Genomic DNA, 16,216 nt, shown 5'->3' with positions numbered 1-16,216 from the left:
CTACGGGGCAGGGGCTGACGGCCGTCCGGGGCGGTCGGCCAGCGACCACCGGTACGGCTCAATCGTATAGCCGTGCAACGGAAAAGAGCCGCCCTTTCGGACGACTCAAACTGTAATGGGGCTTTTTTAGCTGCCCCAAGCTGGATCAAAGGATGATTTTTCTGGGACGGGGATTTAATAATCATTAGGTACTCAATGATTATTAAATCCCCGTCCCAGAAAAATCATCCACACCGTCCCAAAAAGACTGACTTGGCACCGCGCCACGAAAACGGACCATCTACTACGTTCGACCGGCATGGGTCGACTATACAGGTGTTTTTAGAAAATCGGCAAGCCGTCTACCTGCGGTTTTAATTTCGCGAATTTCGGAATGATTGAGGGTAGTCGACTGAATGTAGTAGATAGGCCCCTTTCGTGGCGACCGGCCCGATTCAAGGCTCAAGATGGCCAGCTTCGGCTGGCCATCCTCAAAGTTGCGGTGGAATAGTTCCTGGAAGAGGCATCTAAACCGGAAAACAGGAACTATTTCACCGCAACTGAAGGGGGCGGGGCGGTATGACCGGTCTAGCGCAGGGAGCGCAGGCCGCCGGCATCCTTGTCGAGCACCGTAAAGCGCACGGCATCCAGGTGCTCCAAGATGCTGATGGCGCGTTTGCGCGACACGCCCAGGGCCTCGCGCAGCACGCTCGTGGTGGCAGCGCCGCCGGCTGCCTCAATGGCGGCGGCGACGAGCTCACGCGCATGGGCCTCGGCGGCAGCGGACAGGGCAACGTCGCGCTCGACCTTAACGATCGAACGGTTAAGCGAAAGCTCGCGCAGGGCACGCGTCATGGTGTCGCGGCCGAGCTGCAGCTGTTCGCCCACCTCGGGAAGCGCCGGTGCATCCAGGCCGGCCTCGTCAAGCAGCGCGACGATCTGCTCGCAAGCCTCTCGCACCACACGTGCCGCCGCGGCGGCCGAATGCGGATCGAATACCTCGGCGCCCTCGGCGGCGCACACGCCACGCGAGCAGCCCTCGGCAATCAGAGCCGCGGCAACGGCTTCATCAGCGGCAGGCCACGCAGCATGGGCAACGGCGCCGGGCGTAAAGCCCGTCTCCTTGGGAGCCGCCGCATGCATGGCTGACAGGGTAGCCGCCAGTGCATCCATCGCGGCGTCGAGCACGGAAGCATCTGCATACAGCGAGCCATCCGAGCCAGCAAGCGCGCGAGCAGCGCCCCTCGCCACCAACTCGCGCAACGCCGCCTCAGCCTCACCGGCAACAAGATCGAGCGCCGCGGTAACATCGGCAGCCGCAACCGGCAGCGCTTGCAGCGCCAGCCACGCATCCACAGCGCCCTCAACATCTCCGGCCTCGAGCGCCGCATACAGCGCACGCTCCCCTTCGGCAAGCTCGCGAGAGCGACGGCAGCGAGAAAGCAGCACGCGCCCGCCGCCAATAAGCATCACGGGCGAATAGGACAGCACCACGGCATGATCCCCGGCACGTAGCGGCAGCGAGTTATCCAAGCGCACCTGAACAATACGGGTTTCGCCCACCGCCATGGGGGCCTCGCCCTCCATGAACATGATGCGACCGACGACCTCGGCCGTACCCGCCATCACGTGCACACGCGCACCCGACTCGAGAACACGCGGCTTGGCTCCCTCGCGACCCAAATACGTAAACGTCATCATAAAGCGCATCGTCTGGCCAAAGCGACCCTCCACGCCGAGCATCTCACCGCGATCGAGCGCAGCAACGCCGTCACCAACCAGGTTGAGCGCCACACGCTGACCGGGCAGCGCCCGTTGCGTGTCGCCATGCACTTGGATCCCGCGTACGCGGCAGGCCGTGCGCGACGGCAGCGCGACGAGCTCATCGCCCACCGCAACCGGCGCATCATGCAGCGTTCCCGTCACGACGGTGCCGGCACCCTTGATCGTAAAGCAGCGGTCGATGGGCAGACGCGGTGCGGCATCGGTGAGCTCGGCACGGGCTCGGCAGGCACCCCAGCAAGCGGCAACCTGCTCGTCGAGCGCAGCCAGCAGGTCATCGATTCCCGCGCCGGTCTTGGACGACACAGGCACCATCGGCGCGTCCGCAAACACGGTATCCGAAAGAAAATCGTCCACGTCGAGCTCGGCCAGCTCAATCATTTCGCTATCGGCCAGGTCGCACATCGTCAGCGCGACCACCATATGCGTGACGCCCAGCAGCTCCAGCACATGCACGTGCTCGCGGGTCTGCGGCATAACGCCCTCGACGGCCGAAACCACCAGCACGGCCACGTCGATACCCGTGGCGCCCTGCACCATGGCGCGCAAGTAATGCGCGTGGCCCGGCACGTCGACCAGGCCAACGATCTTGCCACTCGGCAGCGCCAGCTCGCCAAAGCCCAGCTCCACGGTCATACCGCGACGGCGCTCAACCTCCAGACGGTCGGGATTCTTGCCGGTCAGAGCCTCAATCAGTGCCGACTTACCGTGGTCGACGTGGCCCGCCGTGCCAACGATAACGGGACACTCCACCAGCGCCTGAACCTCACTCATCGTGCAACCGCCTTCTCGACGCACGTTACGAGCGTCGATGCCGCCGTCTCGATATCGCGGTCGCCCACGAGCGTGCGCACATCAAATAGGATGCGATCGTGCGAAGTGCGCGTAACGACCGGCGTGTCGAGATCTTGGACGAGCGAGCGCTTGAGCGCGTCGACGGACAGGCGCCCGTCGACCGGGCAGACGGCCACGCACATCGTGGGCAGCTCGACGGTAGGCAGCGAGCCGCCGCCGGGAGTCGACGACTCCTCGACGATCTCCACCTGAACGGCGCACGGGCAACCCGCCTTATCGAGGCCCGCCACCATCAGATCGCGCAACTTGCGTGCGCGACGCTCCAGATGGGCCTGCGGAAGCGTGAGCATATTGAGCACCGGTACCTCGCGATGGGCCACATCCGCCCCATCCATGTAAATGCGCAGCGTGCCCACGAGCGCCGCCAGCGCGAGCTTGTCCGGGCGCAGGGCACGCATAAGCGGATGCGACCCGCAAGCCTGGACCAGATCGCGACGACCCATGATGATGCCCGCCTGTGCTGCACCGAGCAGTTTATCGCCCGAGCACGACACCAGATCGAGCCCCGCCGAAACCGAAGCCGGCGTGGTTTCTTCGCCGCCGCGCACCAAGATATCGTCGGGCAACAGCGCGCCCGAGCCCTGGTCCTCGTAGAACAGCAGGCCATGCTTGTGAGCAAGCGCCGCAAGCTCTCGAGAGCCCACCTCCTCGTGAAAGCCCTCGATGCGATAGTTGGAAGGATGGACCTTAAGGATCATCGCCGTATCGGGCGTGATGGCTTGCTCATAATCTGTCAGGTGCGTGCGGTTGGTAGCGCCGACCTCGACGAGTTTGGCGCCCGAAGCCGCCATGACATCGGGAATGCGAAAGCTGCCGCCGATCTCGACAAGCTCGCCGCGGCTGACGATGACCTCCTTGCCTGCGGCATGGGTCGCCAGCACCAGCAGCACCGCGGCGGCGTTGTTGTTGACCACAAGCGCGTCCTCGGCACCGGTGAGAGAGCGAATCAGCTGTGCAGCGTGCTCCTTGCGCGACCCGCGCGAGCAGGTGTCCACGCTGTACTCGAGCGTGCTGTACCCGCGCGCAACCTCGGCCACGGCCTTGGCCGCCGACTCCGCGAGCGGGGCGCGGCCCAAGTTGGTATGGATAACCACACCCGTGGCGTTGACGGCGGGACGCAGGCTTGGCAGCGCGGAGCGATGCGCACGCCACTCGATGGCCGAAGCCAGATCGCGCTTAGAGCGCGGGGCGGCGCCGGCGCGAATGGCGGCGCGCTCCTCGTCGAGCTCGGCCGTGACGGCGGCATGCACCACCGCGTCGCAGGTCTCCCCCGCCGCCTTCACCACCGGCCACTCGGCAAGCAGCTCGTTGACGGAGGGAATGGCGCGCAAGCGGGCGCGCACCTCATCGGACATGTTCTGGCTATCGCTCATGTGCGGCCTTTCAAAACCAAAGGTGAATCAATCGTTCGAACGTCAAACTATCAGCCAATTCGATCGGCTGAGTCAATCAATCGTTATTATCCTCGTGCTCCGTGATCTTTTCCACGCGAACGGCGTTTTCCTGGGTGAGCGCGGCACCCGTCAACGGGTCCCAGCGCAGCGGTGTGTGGTCGAGCGGCCCGACGCCCAGGGCCTGAGCGCCACCGGCATCGGCGTCAAACGAACGCCCACCGGGGGCGGCCGAGGTGAAGATGCACGCCGGATGCAGATACGGCGTCGTCTCCACGCGCACGCGGTCGCGGCCCATGTCGCTCACAAGCTCGACGACCTCACCATCGGCGATACCCATGCGAGCGGCGACATCGGCATTCATCTGCACGGCATCCAGGTCCGACCCAGCCTCGGCGGCACCGGCCGCCGCGAGTCTGCGCGAGGTATGTGACTCAAAGGGTCGATTGCCGCTAATGAGGCGAAACATCCCCGGGCTGGGCTCCACCATCGGCGCAATCCAGCCTGGCACGCGCCCCAGGCCGGCTCGCTCCCATACGTCACTTGCCAGCGCAATCTTGCCGCCGGCGAGCGGAATCACCGGCTCGCCCGTGCGCGTCGGCAGCGCCACGCCGGTGTCGGCCCAGCCGTGCTCCTTGAACTCGTCCAGATCGATCCCAAAAGGCGCCACCTGGGCAGCCGCCAGATCGTCAGACGTAAACTGGAAGTACTCGCCCACGCCACACGCCTGCGCCAGACCGGTAAAAATCTCCCGACCGGGACGCGTGTCGTCATGCTGCACAGGCAGCACGGCGTTGCGGTAGAACACGCGCGCATCGTTAGCGCCCACGACCGTGCCTACACCGCGGTCGGCCTCCAGATACGTCACGTCGGGCAGCACGAAGTCGGAAGCGCGCGCCGTCTCGGACCAGCGAATGTCAATCGTCACGAGCAAGTCGAGCTGCTGCAAAATACCCAACCAAGCCTGTGCATTGCCATAGCCCGCACCAGGGTTACTGGCATAGACGATGAGCCCACGCAAATCGCCGGCAAGAATCGACTGACCGATGGTCGTGCACAGGCCGCGCACCGAATCGACCAGTGGATAACGCTCGGACCCCAGCTTGGGCCTGCGCGGCACCGGCGGCGTCGCAAAGCGTGCGGGATCGAGATCGCCCAACACAAGCGGCGTGGGCGGATTGAGCGCACCGCCCTCATGCCCGATGCAGCCCAGCAGCACATCGACCAAGCAAATAGCGCGCGCGGTCTGGGTGCTATTGGCATACGCGATACCGATGCCGCCATGAAAGCCCGCATCCACCACGGCGGCAGGCGCGGCGGCAGCTAGATCGCGCGCCGTGGCGACAATCTCTGCGGCCGGCACGTCGCACATCGACTCGGCCCACTCGGGCGTCCAAGCACGGGCCGCCTGCGCCAGCTCGTCAAAACCCGTGGTATAGCGATCCACGAACTCGTGGTCGTACAAGTCCTCGGCAATCAGCACGTGGGCGATGCCCAGCAGCAAGGCCAGGTCACAGCCCGGGCGCACGCGCAGCCAGCGATCGGCAATAGCAGCCGAGCCGCTGCGCCGGGGGTCGACCACGATGATCTTCGCCCCGCGCCGGCGCGCATCGTTGAGCGCATCGACGGCCCCCATCGTCGACGAATCGACGATGGAACGCCCCAGGTACATGATGCAATCGGTATGCGCCAGATCGGAGGCGGGACTATAGCCCAGGCTGTGCTCCCAACCGGTAAGTCGGCTTACCTCGCAGGCGCCATCGGCACCGTACACGTTAGGCGAGCCCAGCGCATGCATAAGGCGATAGGCCCAGTAGCGATCGAACGAGGGAACGCCGAGCGTCATGCCCAGCGCACGAGCCCCATGCTCGTCAACAATCCCCAAAAGACGATCGGCAATCTGGGCAAACGCCTCGTCCCACGAAATCACATCGAACCCCGAGCCATCAGCTCGTCGGCGCATGGGGTGCAAAATCCGGTCGCGCTCGTCAAACGGCATTGCCAGGCGATGGCGCCCGCGGGCGCACAGGGCACGCGCCGCGCACGGATGTCCCGGCACCGGCAACTCGGCCACCACGTGACCGTCCTCAACGCGTGCCGCAAAGGCGCAATCGGCATAGCATCCCCCGCATGTCGTCACCACGGAGCGACCGTCATGCATAGTTCTCGATGCCATCTCGATTATTCCTTCCAGCTCAGGGGCTCAACCCCACCGCACCACAGCTCTGCCACCAGCTGCCGCGACGCAAAGCCCGCAGCATCTACCGCAGCAAGACACGAAGAGCCTCCCAAAAGGCAAACGCCCCTCGGGAGGCCCGTACGTCATTTCGGCTTATTACGCCTCGGACTTCTTGGCATAGATAAACCAGTAGCCGAGCGCGACCAGAACCGCGCCGCCCACGATGTTGCCCAGCGTGGCAGCGGACAGGTTAAACGCAATGCCCGCAGCGTTGAGCGCATCGGCGCCGGCGACCTTGGCGCCATAGCCGCACGCGTGCATCACGGCACCCATGGGCAAAAAGTACATGTTGGCAACGCAGTGCTCAAAACCGCAGGCCACAAAGGCGGCGATGGGCAGCAAAATGCCCACAACCTTATCGACCACGGTCTTGCCAGCGGTACCGATCCACACGGCCAGGCACACAAAGATGTTGCACAGGATGCCGCGGAAGAAGATCGTCACCCAGTCGACCGTCACCTTGCCAGCGGCGACACTCACCATGGAATTGGCGACCGCCTCGCCGTTGAGCTTGTAAATGCCGGCCATGTACACCAAAAAGACGATGAACAGGGCACCGACAAAATTACCAAGCCACACGACGACCCAAGCCTTGAGCATCTGGACCAGGGTGATCTTTTTGCTCTTGAGCGCGCAGACCATAAGTGAATTACCGGTGAACAGCTCGGCGCCGCACACCAGCACGAGCACCAGGCCCAGGCAAAAGCACAGGCCGCCCACGACACGCTGGGCGCCCCAGCCCAGCGTGCTGTCGCTCAAAAACACCGTAAAGAACAGGCCGCCGAAGGCGATAAACGCACCGGCGAACATTGCCAACAGAAAGGCCTTGGCGACCGGCAGGTTAGCCTTGGTCACGCCGGCGGTCTCGGTCTTGGCCTCGATCGCGGCGGGCGCCAGGCAATCGGGAGCGGGGTACTCCACCTTGGAATCTGCCATGTCAATCACTTCTTTCCTATTCAGCAGAGGCAAGCGCTGCTATAGCTCCTGCCCCAAGCGAACAAAGTGGGAAAAGTCGTTGGCGGCCACGGCGTCGTACACGGCGTCGACGGCGTCAAAGACCTCCGGGGACATGGGGTTATAGAACTCCGTATCACCCGGCTGAATCCCTATGAAGACGATATCTTCGCACGATTGCTCAATCTCTTCGATCAGAATCGACAAAGGGAGCGAATGCGTGGTGAACATCGACTTGCGGGCCACGTCGCGTTTGTCGAGCAGGCGGATGGCGCCGACGGGCAGCGCCATGTCAGCGGCATCGACCAACACCAGGCGCGGCGGACGCTCGCGCTTGACCTCGATGATGTCATCCTCGGGCGTTTGGCCGCCGTCGATGGTGTACCAACCGGCGATGGGTGAGTCCTCCATCTTTTTGGAGAGCACGGGGCCGGCGGCATCGTCGGCACGTAGCACGCTTCCCGCCGTGAGCACGATACCCGCAAACGGGGCGCCGTTCACACGACCATCCACAACGCGACCCATTACTGCAACCTTCCCGTCAGATACACACCCGACACATCGCGCACGCGCTCAACCAGATCGCGAAACTTCATTAAGAACGCGACCTGCTGGGCATGCAGGCCAAAGTCGTTATCGAACACCGAGATGCCGGCCTTGGCCGACCCACGAAAACCGCGTTCGTCGAGCAGCGCATCGCAGGCCTCGAGCAGCGACGGCACCGCCGCCTTGTCGAGCTGGCACTCGCCAAAGGAGCGGATGGCCTCAAACTTGGTTTTGGCCTCCCCCTCCGGCAGCGCGTCGACGAGCGAATAGAAGACATCCACCGGCACCGACAGGCGCGGCTCAAAGCAGTCGAGCACGCCAGTGTGGTGGCCCACGGCGAGCGTGTAGTACAGCACGTCGCAGGCCTCCTGGGGAACGTCTTCTTCGGTCTCCACAAACTTACGCGTGAGCTCGTAGAAGACCACCTGGTCGGGCGCATGGCCCAGGCAGGGGTCGGCGACGCCCTCGGCGGCCTCGTCGCTTGCGCGCGAGGCATCGCCAAAGGAGCCGCCGAGCATGCCGGGGCCCGCAAAGTAACCAGAGCGGTCCGTGAGCTCCATCTAGCGACCTCCGGCCAGCACCAGATCCTGCAGCGCCGAGTACACCTCGACGCGGCGCGGATCGTCCTGCTTGTCGATGAGCAGCGCCATGGCACCGCGGATATCGCCCTTGGGCGCGCCCTCGAGCGTATCCATAAACTCGTTGGCCAGGTCGCGGCCGTAACGGTAGCCGCTCATGGCGCGAGCCTCGCGCTCGATGGCAACGCGCAGCTTGTACGGCACGCCGGGGTGCAGGATATCGGCCTGCTCGCCGGCGGCCTCCACCTTGGTCTCGGCATGGAGCTTTTGGTCCAGCAGACCGAGCGCCATGGCAAAGCCGTAGATGGTCTGCGCGGGGCTGGGCGGGCAGCCGGGGATGTAGACATCGACCGGCAGAATCTTATCCGTGCCGCCCCAGACGCAGTAGTTGTCGTAGAAGATGCCGCCGGTGCAGCCGCACGCGCCATAGGACACCACGATCTTGGGATCGGGTGCGGCCTCAAAGGCGCGCAGGGCCGGCATGCGCATGGCACGCGTCACGGCACCGGTGTACAGCAGCACATCGGCGTGACGGGGCGACGGGACGACCTTAATACCAAAACGCTCGACATCGAAGACGGGCGTGATGGAACCGAAGATCTCGATCTCGCAGCCGTTGCAGCCGCCACAGTCAACACGGTAGACGTACACCGAGCGCTTGATCTTCTTAAGAAGGGTCGCCTTGGCCTTCTCGATGCTCTCGTCGAGCTCGATCTTGGTCGGGCGGTACTGAAGCCGCTCGGGCAAAAGCGTGGGTTCGGCCATGGTTACTCCTCCTTCGTATCAAAATCCATGATGATGCCCTCGACCGGTGCAGGACCGGCGGGAATCTCGGGCGCATCGGGGTTGAGCTCGCGGTCGATATAATCCGGGTTCACGCCGTGGCCGCCCAGATACTCCATGCCGGGGCCCTGGGGCTCGCCGGACGCAAGCGTCTCGTTGGCAGCCATGCCAGCAGCGTTGCCGGTCTTTACGGCCGAGGCGGCGCGCAGGGCGTCGAGCTCGCGCTTGCACTCCTGGCACATACCGACGGTACGGGCAGCCTGCTCGGCCTCCATGCCGCCGGCCTTTTGCAGCAGGCGCTTAGCGTAGTCGATCTCCTTGTGCGGGGCAAACGGCTTGCCGCAACGCGAGCAGTGCTCGAGCGTATAGACGCTCTTGCTGGTGAGGTCGTCCTTGCTCATGACGGCCAGCTCAAACTCCTCGGTGAGCTTGATGGCCTCCATGGGGCAGGCCTCCTCGCAGCGGCCGCAGAAGATGCAGCGACCGTAGTCGATCGACCAGGTGATGGTATCGGCCGCAAGGTCGGTGTCCATGCGAATGGCATCGGCCGGGCACGCCACGCCGCAGGCACCGCAGGCGATGCAGAGCTCGGCGTTGTGCTCGGGCTTGCCGCGCATGTCCTTGTTGGTGGGGAACGGCGCAAACGGGTACTTGACCGTCGCGTCGCCGGCCTTGGCGTTGACCTTCCAAAGCTTCAGCATATTAGAGCGCCTCCTCATCGAGCGGAGCGGCCATGGTGCCCTCGCCCGCAAGCGGCGACTTGTCGCGCCAGACGTTCTCGAACTGCTCCTTGTCGAGCACGTGGTCGCGCTTGGCGGCGACATCGGTCACCGTCACGCGGTCGGTGCAGGAGTAGCACGGGTCGAGCGAGCCGACGATCAGCGCCGCGTCGCCCACGGTGTTGCCGCGGAACATGTAGCGCAAGACCGGCCAGTTGCTGTACGTGGCGGCCTTGGCGCGCCAGCGGTAGCACTTCTGGTTGTTGCCGAGCATGGCCCAGTGCACGTCCTCGCCGCGCGGCGCCTCGGTGGCGCCGATGGCGTACTTGTGCGGGGTGTACTCCCAATCCGTGGTGAGGATGGGGCCCGACGGGCAGTTCTCGAGCATGGTCTCGATCATGTCGATCGAATCGTAGACCTCCTGGATGCGAACGGCGGTACGGCCGAAGGCATCGCAGGTGTCGGCCGTGGCGGCGTGCATCTTTTGAACGTCCGGATCGGCGTAGCCGTCGAAGGGATGGTCAAAACGCACGTCGCGGGCATAGCCCGAGCCACGCATGAGCGGACCGACCGGCGAGAAGTCGCGTGCGATCTTGCGGTCCAAGATGCCGATGCCACTCGTACGCTCAATAAAGTTGGGCGTGGAGAGCAAGACGTCGACGAGCTCCTGAACCTCGGAGCGCAGCTGGTGGATGGTCGTGAGCGTGGAGAGCTTCTGCTCGGCCAAAATGTCGCGACGCACGCCGCCGATCACGTTGAGGCCGTAGGTCTTGCGGTGACCGGAGAGCTTCTCGGCCAGGTCCATGGACTTCTCGCGGACGCGGAAGAACTGCTGGAAGCCGGAGTCGAAGCCTGTGTAGTGCGACGCCAGGCCGATGTTGAGCAGATGCGAGTGCAGGCGCTCGACCTCGAGCATGATAGCGCGGATGTACTGGGCGCGCGGCGGGACATGAATGCCCTGGGCGCGCTCGACGGCCTCGGCATAGGCCACCGAGTGGGCGCAGCCGCAGATGCCGCAGATGCGGTCGGCGAGGAACGTCACGGCGTCATAGTTCAGGCGCGTCTCGGCGACCTTCTCCATGCCGCGGTGCACGTAGAACAGACGGTAGTCGGCGTCGACGATCGTCTCGCCCTCGACGAACAGGCGGAAGTGGCCGGGCTCATCGGAGGTAATGTGCAGCGGGCCCATGGGGACGAGCGTGGTCTCCTTGCCCTTAGTGTCGGCCAAAAACTCGTAATTTTCCATGTCGCTCGCGGGAGCGGGACGGAAGCGGTAGTCCATGGAGTCCTTGCGCAGCGGGTACAGGCCGCTGGGCCAATCGTCGGGAAGCACCAGGCGGCGACGGTCGGGCAGACCCTCGGGAATCAGGCCGAACATGTCGCGAAGCTCGCGCTCGCCCCAAACGCAGGCGGGGACGAACGGCGTCACGGACGGGAACGTCATCTTGGCGGGATCGACCTCGGTACGCACGGTCACCCAGCCGGGGTCCTCCCCCTCCATGGAGATGACGTAGTACACGGCGTAACGGCCGCACAGACTGCGCTCATCGTTGCCGATGATCACGGGAATCCAGCCGTAGCGCTCGTAATACAGGTAGTGGACGGCCTCGGGCAGCTTGTCCTGCTTGACGGTAATCGTCAGCTGGTCCTCGCACTGCCACTCGACCTTCTCGATGCAGCCCGGAACGGCGCGGCGCAGGGCCTCGACATGGCTCTCGCAGCGACGGGCATACACCTTGTTCTCAGTTTCAATCATTCGTTACTCCACCTCGCTCTGAGCGGTCTCGGTACCGAACACAGCGCGGTACATCGGCGTCGCGTGAAGTTCCTCGGTGCTCTGCTCGAGCACGATGCCGGTCGCGGTCTCCACACCGTGCACGAGAGGCAGCGGGGTGGCGATGCCAAACCACAAGATCATGACAGCCAGGATGATTTCGGGGATAAGCATGAGCGCCGGGGCCTCATGCTTGCCCATGCCCTGGGGCGCATGGCCGAATACCGACTTGAGCGCGATGCGGGTGAGCGCGGAGATGGCCACGGTAAGACCGAGGGCGACCACGACGACCAGCCACATGGGACCGGCGGTAACACCGGCGACAAAAGTCAGGAACTCGGAGATAAACATGCCAAAGGGCGGGAAGGCACCAAGACCGAGCAGCGCCAGGACGGCGAGCGCGGCGGTTGCGGGGGCAACCTCGACGACGCCCTGGATCTTGGCCAGGCTACGCGTGCCAAAGGCGTGCTGGATGTTGCCGGACACGCAGAAGGCAAGCGTCTTGGTAAAGCCGTGGAACACGCAGTGCAGCAGGGCCGCGGCGATACCCAGCGGGCCGCCGATACCCAGGCACAGGGCGATAACGCCCACGTTCTCCACAGACGAATACGCAAAGCGGCGCTTGAGGTCGTCCTGGCGGAACATAGAAAGTGCCGCCACCAAAATGGACAGCGTGCCGAAGATCAACAGCAAAAGCTGCGGATACTCGGCGCCCACGGCCTGGATAGTAAAGCCGTAGAAGCGCATGATCACAAGCATGGCGCACTTAAGCAGCACGCCCGAGAGCAGGGCCGAGACAGGGCTCGGGGCCTGGGAGTGGGCATCGGGCAGCCAAGTGTGCATGGGGAACAGGCCGGCCTTGGTGCCAAAGCCGATCACGATAAACGCAAAGGCGAGGCGCATGAGCGTCGGGTCGAACTGGTCGGCATACGGCAGCACGCACGACAGGAATGCGGCCTCGTGGGCGTTGGGAATCACGTCGGCGGCGTTGGCGTAGATCAGCAGCGTACCGAACAGGCCGAAGGCCACGCCGGCGGTGCAGACCATCGCATACTTCCAAGAAGCCTCGAGGGCCGTCTTGTTCTTGTAGATACCCACCAGGAACACGGTGGAAAGCGTGGTTGCTTCCACGGCGGCCCACGTGAGGATCATGTTGTTGGACAGGCACGCGAGCAGCATGGTAAACACGAACAGACTAAACAGTGCAAAATACTGCTTGGCGCGCTCGGCGGGCATGGAGCCCTCCTCGATATCGGCCTTTACATAGGGCAGCGAGAACAGCCCCGTAAGAAAACCGATAAAGCCGATGAGCAGCACAAAGATGGCGCCCAGCGAATCGAGGTGGAACCACAGGCCAAGAGCGCTCGCGGTTTCGCCGCTCATAAGGACGTCACCGGCCGTCATAATCGACAGCACCAGGACGGCTGCGACGGAGACCAGGTTGAGACCGGCAAACACGTTATAGGACGTGTTCTTGGGCAAAAACGCCATAACCAGCGAGAACACCAAAGGAGTCGCGAGCAGGGCGAGAATCAACGTTTCCATGGACTACCCCCTCAGCTCGGACAGGTCGCGCGCATCGAGCGAGTGGGAGTCGTCCCAAATGCGACGCACGACGATGGACATGATGATGACGGCAAAGATGGCGTCGGTGGCGATACCGATCTCGATGATCTCGGGAGCGGTGGGGGCCAAAAGCGCGAGCGTCACGTGGCTGCCGTTTTCCATAAGGCAGTAACCAAAGATCTGCTTCATGATGTTGCGCTGCGAGATGATGCAGGTGAGGCCCACAAAGAAGTGAGCGAAGCTAATAGCGAGCGCAGGCGTTGCGACCTCGGCCGTGGGAAGGCTGATCTGCGTCACGACGGCAAAGCAAATCGCGACCTCCACGGCGATGATGCAGATGGCCCACGCGGGCTTAAGGCCGGCCTTGAGTGATGCGTCGCTCGGCTCGCCCATCTTCTTGTATGCGCGGTTGAGGATATAAGGGACCAGGACGACCTTGGTGATAAAGGCAGATCCGGCCCACATAAGCAGCTCCTGCGCACCGGTGGTGGCACCGAGCGTAGCGAGCAGCCCCACGAGCACCAGCGACTGCACCGCATACCAGTTGATGGCATGTTTGATGTTCTTGGAGACGACCACCATGGTGGACGTGACGATCAGAAGGCCGCCAAGGATGTTGACGATCGAATAACCCATGTCGTTCTACCTCCTAACCGATCCAGCTGGCCGAAAGCGGGCCGCTGACGATGACCATGATGATGAGCACGATGAACACGAACGCCATCGCACGGGGGAGCGGGGCTCCCGCAGCGACCTCTTCGCTCGGCTCGCCGGGCAGGCAATAGCCCATCCACTTGAGGAACCAGGCGAAGGTGGCGACGGTCTCGGCGACCATGATGCACACGAGCACCAGGATCGCGACGTTGCCGGCACCTACAGAAAAGCCGCCGGCGATGATCTGGAACTTCGAGAAGAACGTGTTCATGGGCGGCACGCCGGCAATAGCGAGTGCCGCGACACCGAAGCCCACGCCTGAGATCGGGTACTTCTTTACGATGCCGCGAAGCTTGGGCAGCATACGCGTGCCGAGCGTAAAGGAGAACGAACCGGCGATCAGGAAGAACAGCGTCTTGGCGAAAGCGTGGTTAAAGATGTGGCAGACGGCGCCATCGAAGGCCAGCTGGCTGCCAAAGACCGAAAGGCCCAGACCAAAGAACACATAGGAGAGCTGGGCGATCGTGGAGAAGGCCAGCAGACGCTTCATGTCCTTTTGCGGCAGGTACATAAGGAAGCCAAAGAGCATGGTGACCATGGCGTCGATAATGGCGACCCAACCCACAATCTCGGGGATCTCGCCGGCAGAGACGAGTGCACGCGCGAACACGCACACGCCGACCTTAACCATCGAGGCGCCATGCAGGTAGGCCGAAACAGGCGTCGGCGCCTCCATGGCCGAAGGCAGCCACATGTACATGGGAACCTGTGCGGACTTGGCCCAGGCCGCAAACAGCACGAGCAAAAGGACGATAGCCTTGAGCTTGGCGTCGAGGCCGGCAATCGCGGTAATGGCGAAGGTACCGGTATGGGCAAACACGATGGCGGCGCCCAGATACAGGCCGAGCGCACCGATATGCGTAATGATCAGAGCCTTCATGCCGGCCTTCTTGGCCGTAGGCGTCATGTAGTAGCTAATGAGGCCCCAAGAGCACGCACCCGTGATCTCAAAGAACACGAGCTGGCCCAAAAGGGTCGAGCTGTACACGAGACCGGCCATGGCGCCGATGAAGGTCGCGAGGTACGCGTAGAAGCGACGACGCGGTGCGTCGGGATGCTCACGGTTATTCTCGCTCATATAGGGAATCGAATAGATCACGACAAGCAGGCCGATACCCACAAAGGCGGGCGCGAGCAGCGTGCTCATGCGATCGAAGGTGAATCCCATGACGAGGGTCTGCCCAAACGAGATCAGGGGGACCTGCGTGTCGGGCATGCCGGCGCCAGCGAAATTCGCGGCGAGGGCGATGGTGCAGACCGTCGAGACGGCGGCACCCAAAACGCTGAACCACTTGGCGTACGGACGGGGGAACAGGGCGACGAGCACCGAGGCCACCATCGGGGCCGCGATAGCGACCAAGCCGAGAAGGGACAGACTGACTGCAAATGACATTGTTTCTCCCTTCTCCTACACGCCGACGACCACGAAGACAAACGCCAGAACGGCGATGCCCACGACGGCCCAGGTCTGATTGCCAAGCACCTTAAAACGCGAGCGCGAGCAGGAGTTCTCGATCACGCCGCATACGACAAAATCGATCAGGCACTTCACCAGGAAGATGACTGCACCCAGAACAGCGGCGGCGCCCACGGTCGCGGGCTCGCCCCAGGGGACGAAGATCGCGCAGAACCAGGCGACGACCAGGACCTGCTTCATGGACATGGCGAGCTTGGCCATCGCAAGCGACGGGCCGGAAAGCTCGGCGAGCGGGCCCTCCTGAAGCTCCTGCTCGGCCTCGGCCTGATCAAACGGCAGCTTGCCGAGTTCCATGTAGCAGGCAATCGCAAAGGCGATGCCGGCGAGGATCACGGCGACCGGCGCGTCGATGGCGCCCGTCATGATGTGCTGACCCATGGTGGCGATGTCGGTGGAACCGCACACCAGGGCGGCGGCAAACAGCGCCAACAGCATGGACGGCTCGATGAGCACGCTCATGAGCAGCTCGCGGACGCCGCCGATACCGGCGTAGGCGTTGGACGAATCCACGCCGCAGAGGGCGAAGAAGAAGCGGGCGAGCGCCAGGCTGTACATGATGGTGATGGCGTCACCAAAGACCGGGATGGGGCTTTGCGCCGTAAAGAGCGGCAGGCCCATCGCGAGCATAAAGGCGACGGCGAAGAACAGCGGCGGCATAATGCGCAGCGCAAAGCTCGCGTCCTCGCTCTGGGACTCGGGGCGCGCAAAGAGCTTGGCCAGGTCGCGATAGTCCTGCATGATGCTGGGGCCGCGACGGTTGTGCATCTTGGCGCGGATCACGCGGCCGAGACCGGAGAAGAACGGCGCGACGGCCATGACGACCACGCCCTGCAGAACGGCAAGTACGATGTTGTTCATG

13 protein-coding genes are annotated in these 16,216 nt (G+C 63.6%); all 13 read right to left on the bottom strand.

Annotated features, from left to right (window positions below):
- Window positions 1-567 precede the first annotated feature (567 nt).
- The 13 genes from selB to NBH09_RS06570 all read right to left on the bottom strand — a co-directional run bounded on the left by selB (window position 568) and on the right by NBH09_RS06570 (window position 16,215).
- Window positions 568-2,535, bottom strand: a complete 1,968-nt coding sequence (gene selB / locus NBH09_RS06630) for a selenocysteine-specific translation elongation factor (protein ID WP_250787425.1) — start codon at window positions 2,533-2,535, stop codon at window positions 568-570.
- Complete coding sequence (gene selA / locus NBH09_RS06625; RefSeq protein ID WP_250787422.1) at window positions 2,532-3,989, bottom strand: L-seryl-tRNA(Sec) selenium transferase; 1,458 nt, start codon at window positions 3,987-3,989, stop codon at window positions 2,532-2,534. The genes selB and selA overlap by 4 nt, the downstream gene beginning before the upstream one ends.
- A gap of 76 nt (window positions 3,990-4,065) precedes the next feature.
- A complete protein-coding gene (locus NBH09_RS06620) occupies window positions 4,066-6,183 on the bottom strand; it encodes a molybdopterin-containing oxidoreductase family protein (protein ID WP_250787420.1) in 2,118 nt (705 codons plus the stop codon).
- 159 nt (window positions 6,184-6,342) lie between these two features.
- On the bottom strand, window positions 6,343-7,182 hold the full coding sequence (locus tag NBH09_RS06615; protein WP_250787417.1) for a formate/nitrite transporter family protein: 840 nt from the start codon (window positions 7,180-7,182) through the stop codon (window positions 6,343-6,345).
- A 39-nt stretch (window positions 7,183-7,221) separates the two neighbouring features.
- Entirely contained in the window at window positions 7,222-7,725 is a 504-nt protein-coding gene (gene hycI, locus NBH09_RS06610; RefSeq protein WP_250787416.1) for a hydrogenase maturation peptidase HycI, read from the bottom strand.
- On the bottom strand, window positions 7,725-8,306 hold the full coding sequence (locus NBH09_RS06605) for a formate hydrogenlyase maturation HycH family protein (protein WP_250787415.1): 582 nt from the start codon (window positions 8,304-8,306) through the stop codon (window positions 7,725-7,727). Before NBH09_RS06605 ends, hycI begins: the two co-directional genes overlap by 1 nt.
- Window positions 8,307-9,089, bottom strand: a complete 783-nt coding sequence (locus NBH09_RS06600; protein WP_250787413.1) for an NADH-quinone oxidoreductase subunit B family protein — start codon at window positions 9,087-9,089, stop codon at window positions 8,307-8,309.
- A gap of 2 nt (window positions 9,090-9,091) precedes the next feature.
- Complete coding sequence (locus NBH09_RS06595; RefSeq protein ID WP_195239662.1) at window positions 9,092-9,808, bottom strand: formate hydrogenlyase complex iron-sulfur subunit; 717 nt, start codon at window positions 9,806-9,808, stop codon at window positions 9,092-9,094.
- Between the two features lies 1 nt (window position 9,809).
- On the bottom strand, window positions 9,810-11,582 hold the full coding sequence (locus NBH09_RS06590) for a hydrogenase large subunit (protein ID WP_022095197.1): 1,773 nt from the start codon (window positions 11,580-11,582) through the stop codon (window positions 9,810-9,812).
- A 3-nt stretch (window positions 11,583-11,585) separates the two neighbouring features.
- Complete coding sequence (locus NBH09_RS06585; protein WP_250787412.1) at window positions 11,586-13,145, bottom strand: hydrogenase 4 subunit F; 1,560 nt, start codon at window positions 13,143-13,145, stop codon at window positions 11,586-11,588.
- A 3-nt stretch (window positions 13,146-13,148) separates the two neighbouring features.
- Window positions 13,149-13,802 carry a hydrogenase 4 membrane subunit gene (hyfE, locus tag NBH09_RS06580; protein WP_022095199.1) on the bottom strand — a complete coding sequence of 218 codons (654 nt, stop codon included), beginning with the start codon at window positions 13,800-13,802 and terminating at the stop codon, window positions 13,149-13,151.
- A 13-nt stretch (window positions 13,803-13,815) separates the two neighbouring features.
- Window positions 13,816-15,273 carry a hydrogenase 4 subunit D gene (locus NBH09_RS06575; RefSeq protein WP_022095200.1) on the bottom strand — a complete coding sequence of 486 codons (1,458 nt, stop codon included), beginning with the start codon at window positions 15,271-15,273 and terminating at the stop codon, window positions 13,816-13,818.
- 15 nt (window positions 15,274-15,288) lie between these two features.
- On the bottom strand, window positions 15,289-16,215 hold the full coding sequence (locus tag NBH09_RS06570) for a respiratory chain complex I subunit 1 family protein (protein WP_022095201.1): 927 nt from the start codon (window positions 16,213-16,215) through the stop codon (window positions 15,289-15,291).
- Between the last annotated feature and the right edge of the window lies 1 nt (window position 16,216).

This window comes from Collinsella sp. BG-O-102 (assembly GCF_023656745.1).
In the GTDB taxonomy this organism is placed as follows: Bacteria; Actinomycetota; Coriobacteriia; order Coriobacteriales; family Coriobacteriaceae; genus Collinsella.
This window is presented reverse-complemented; position numbering and strand designations above follow the sequence as displayed.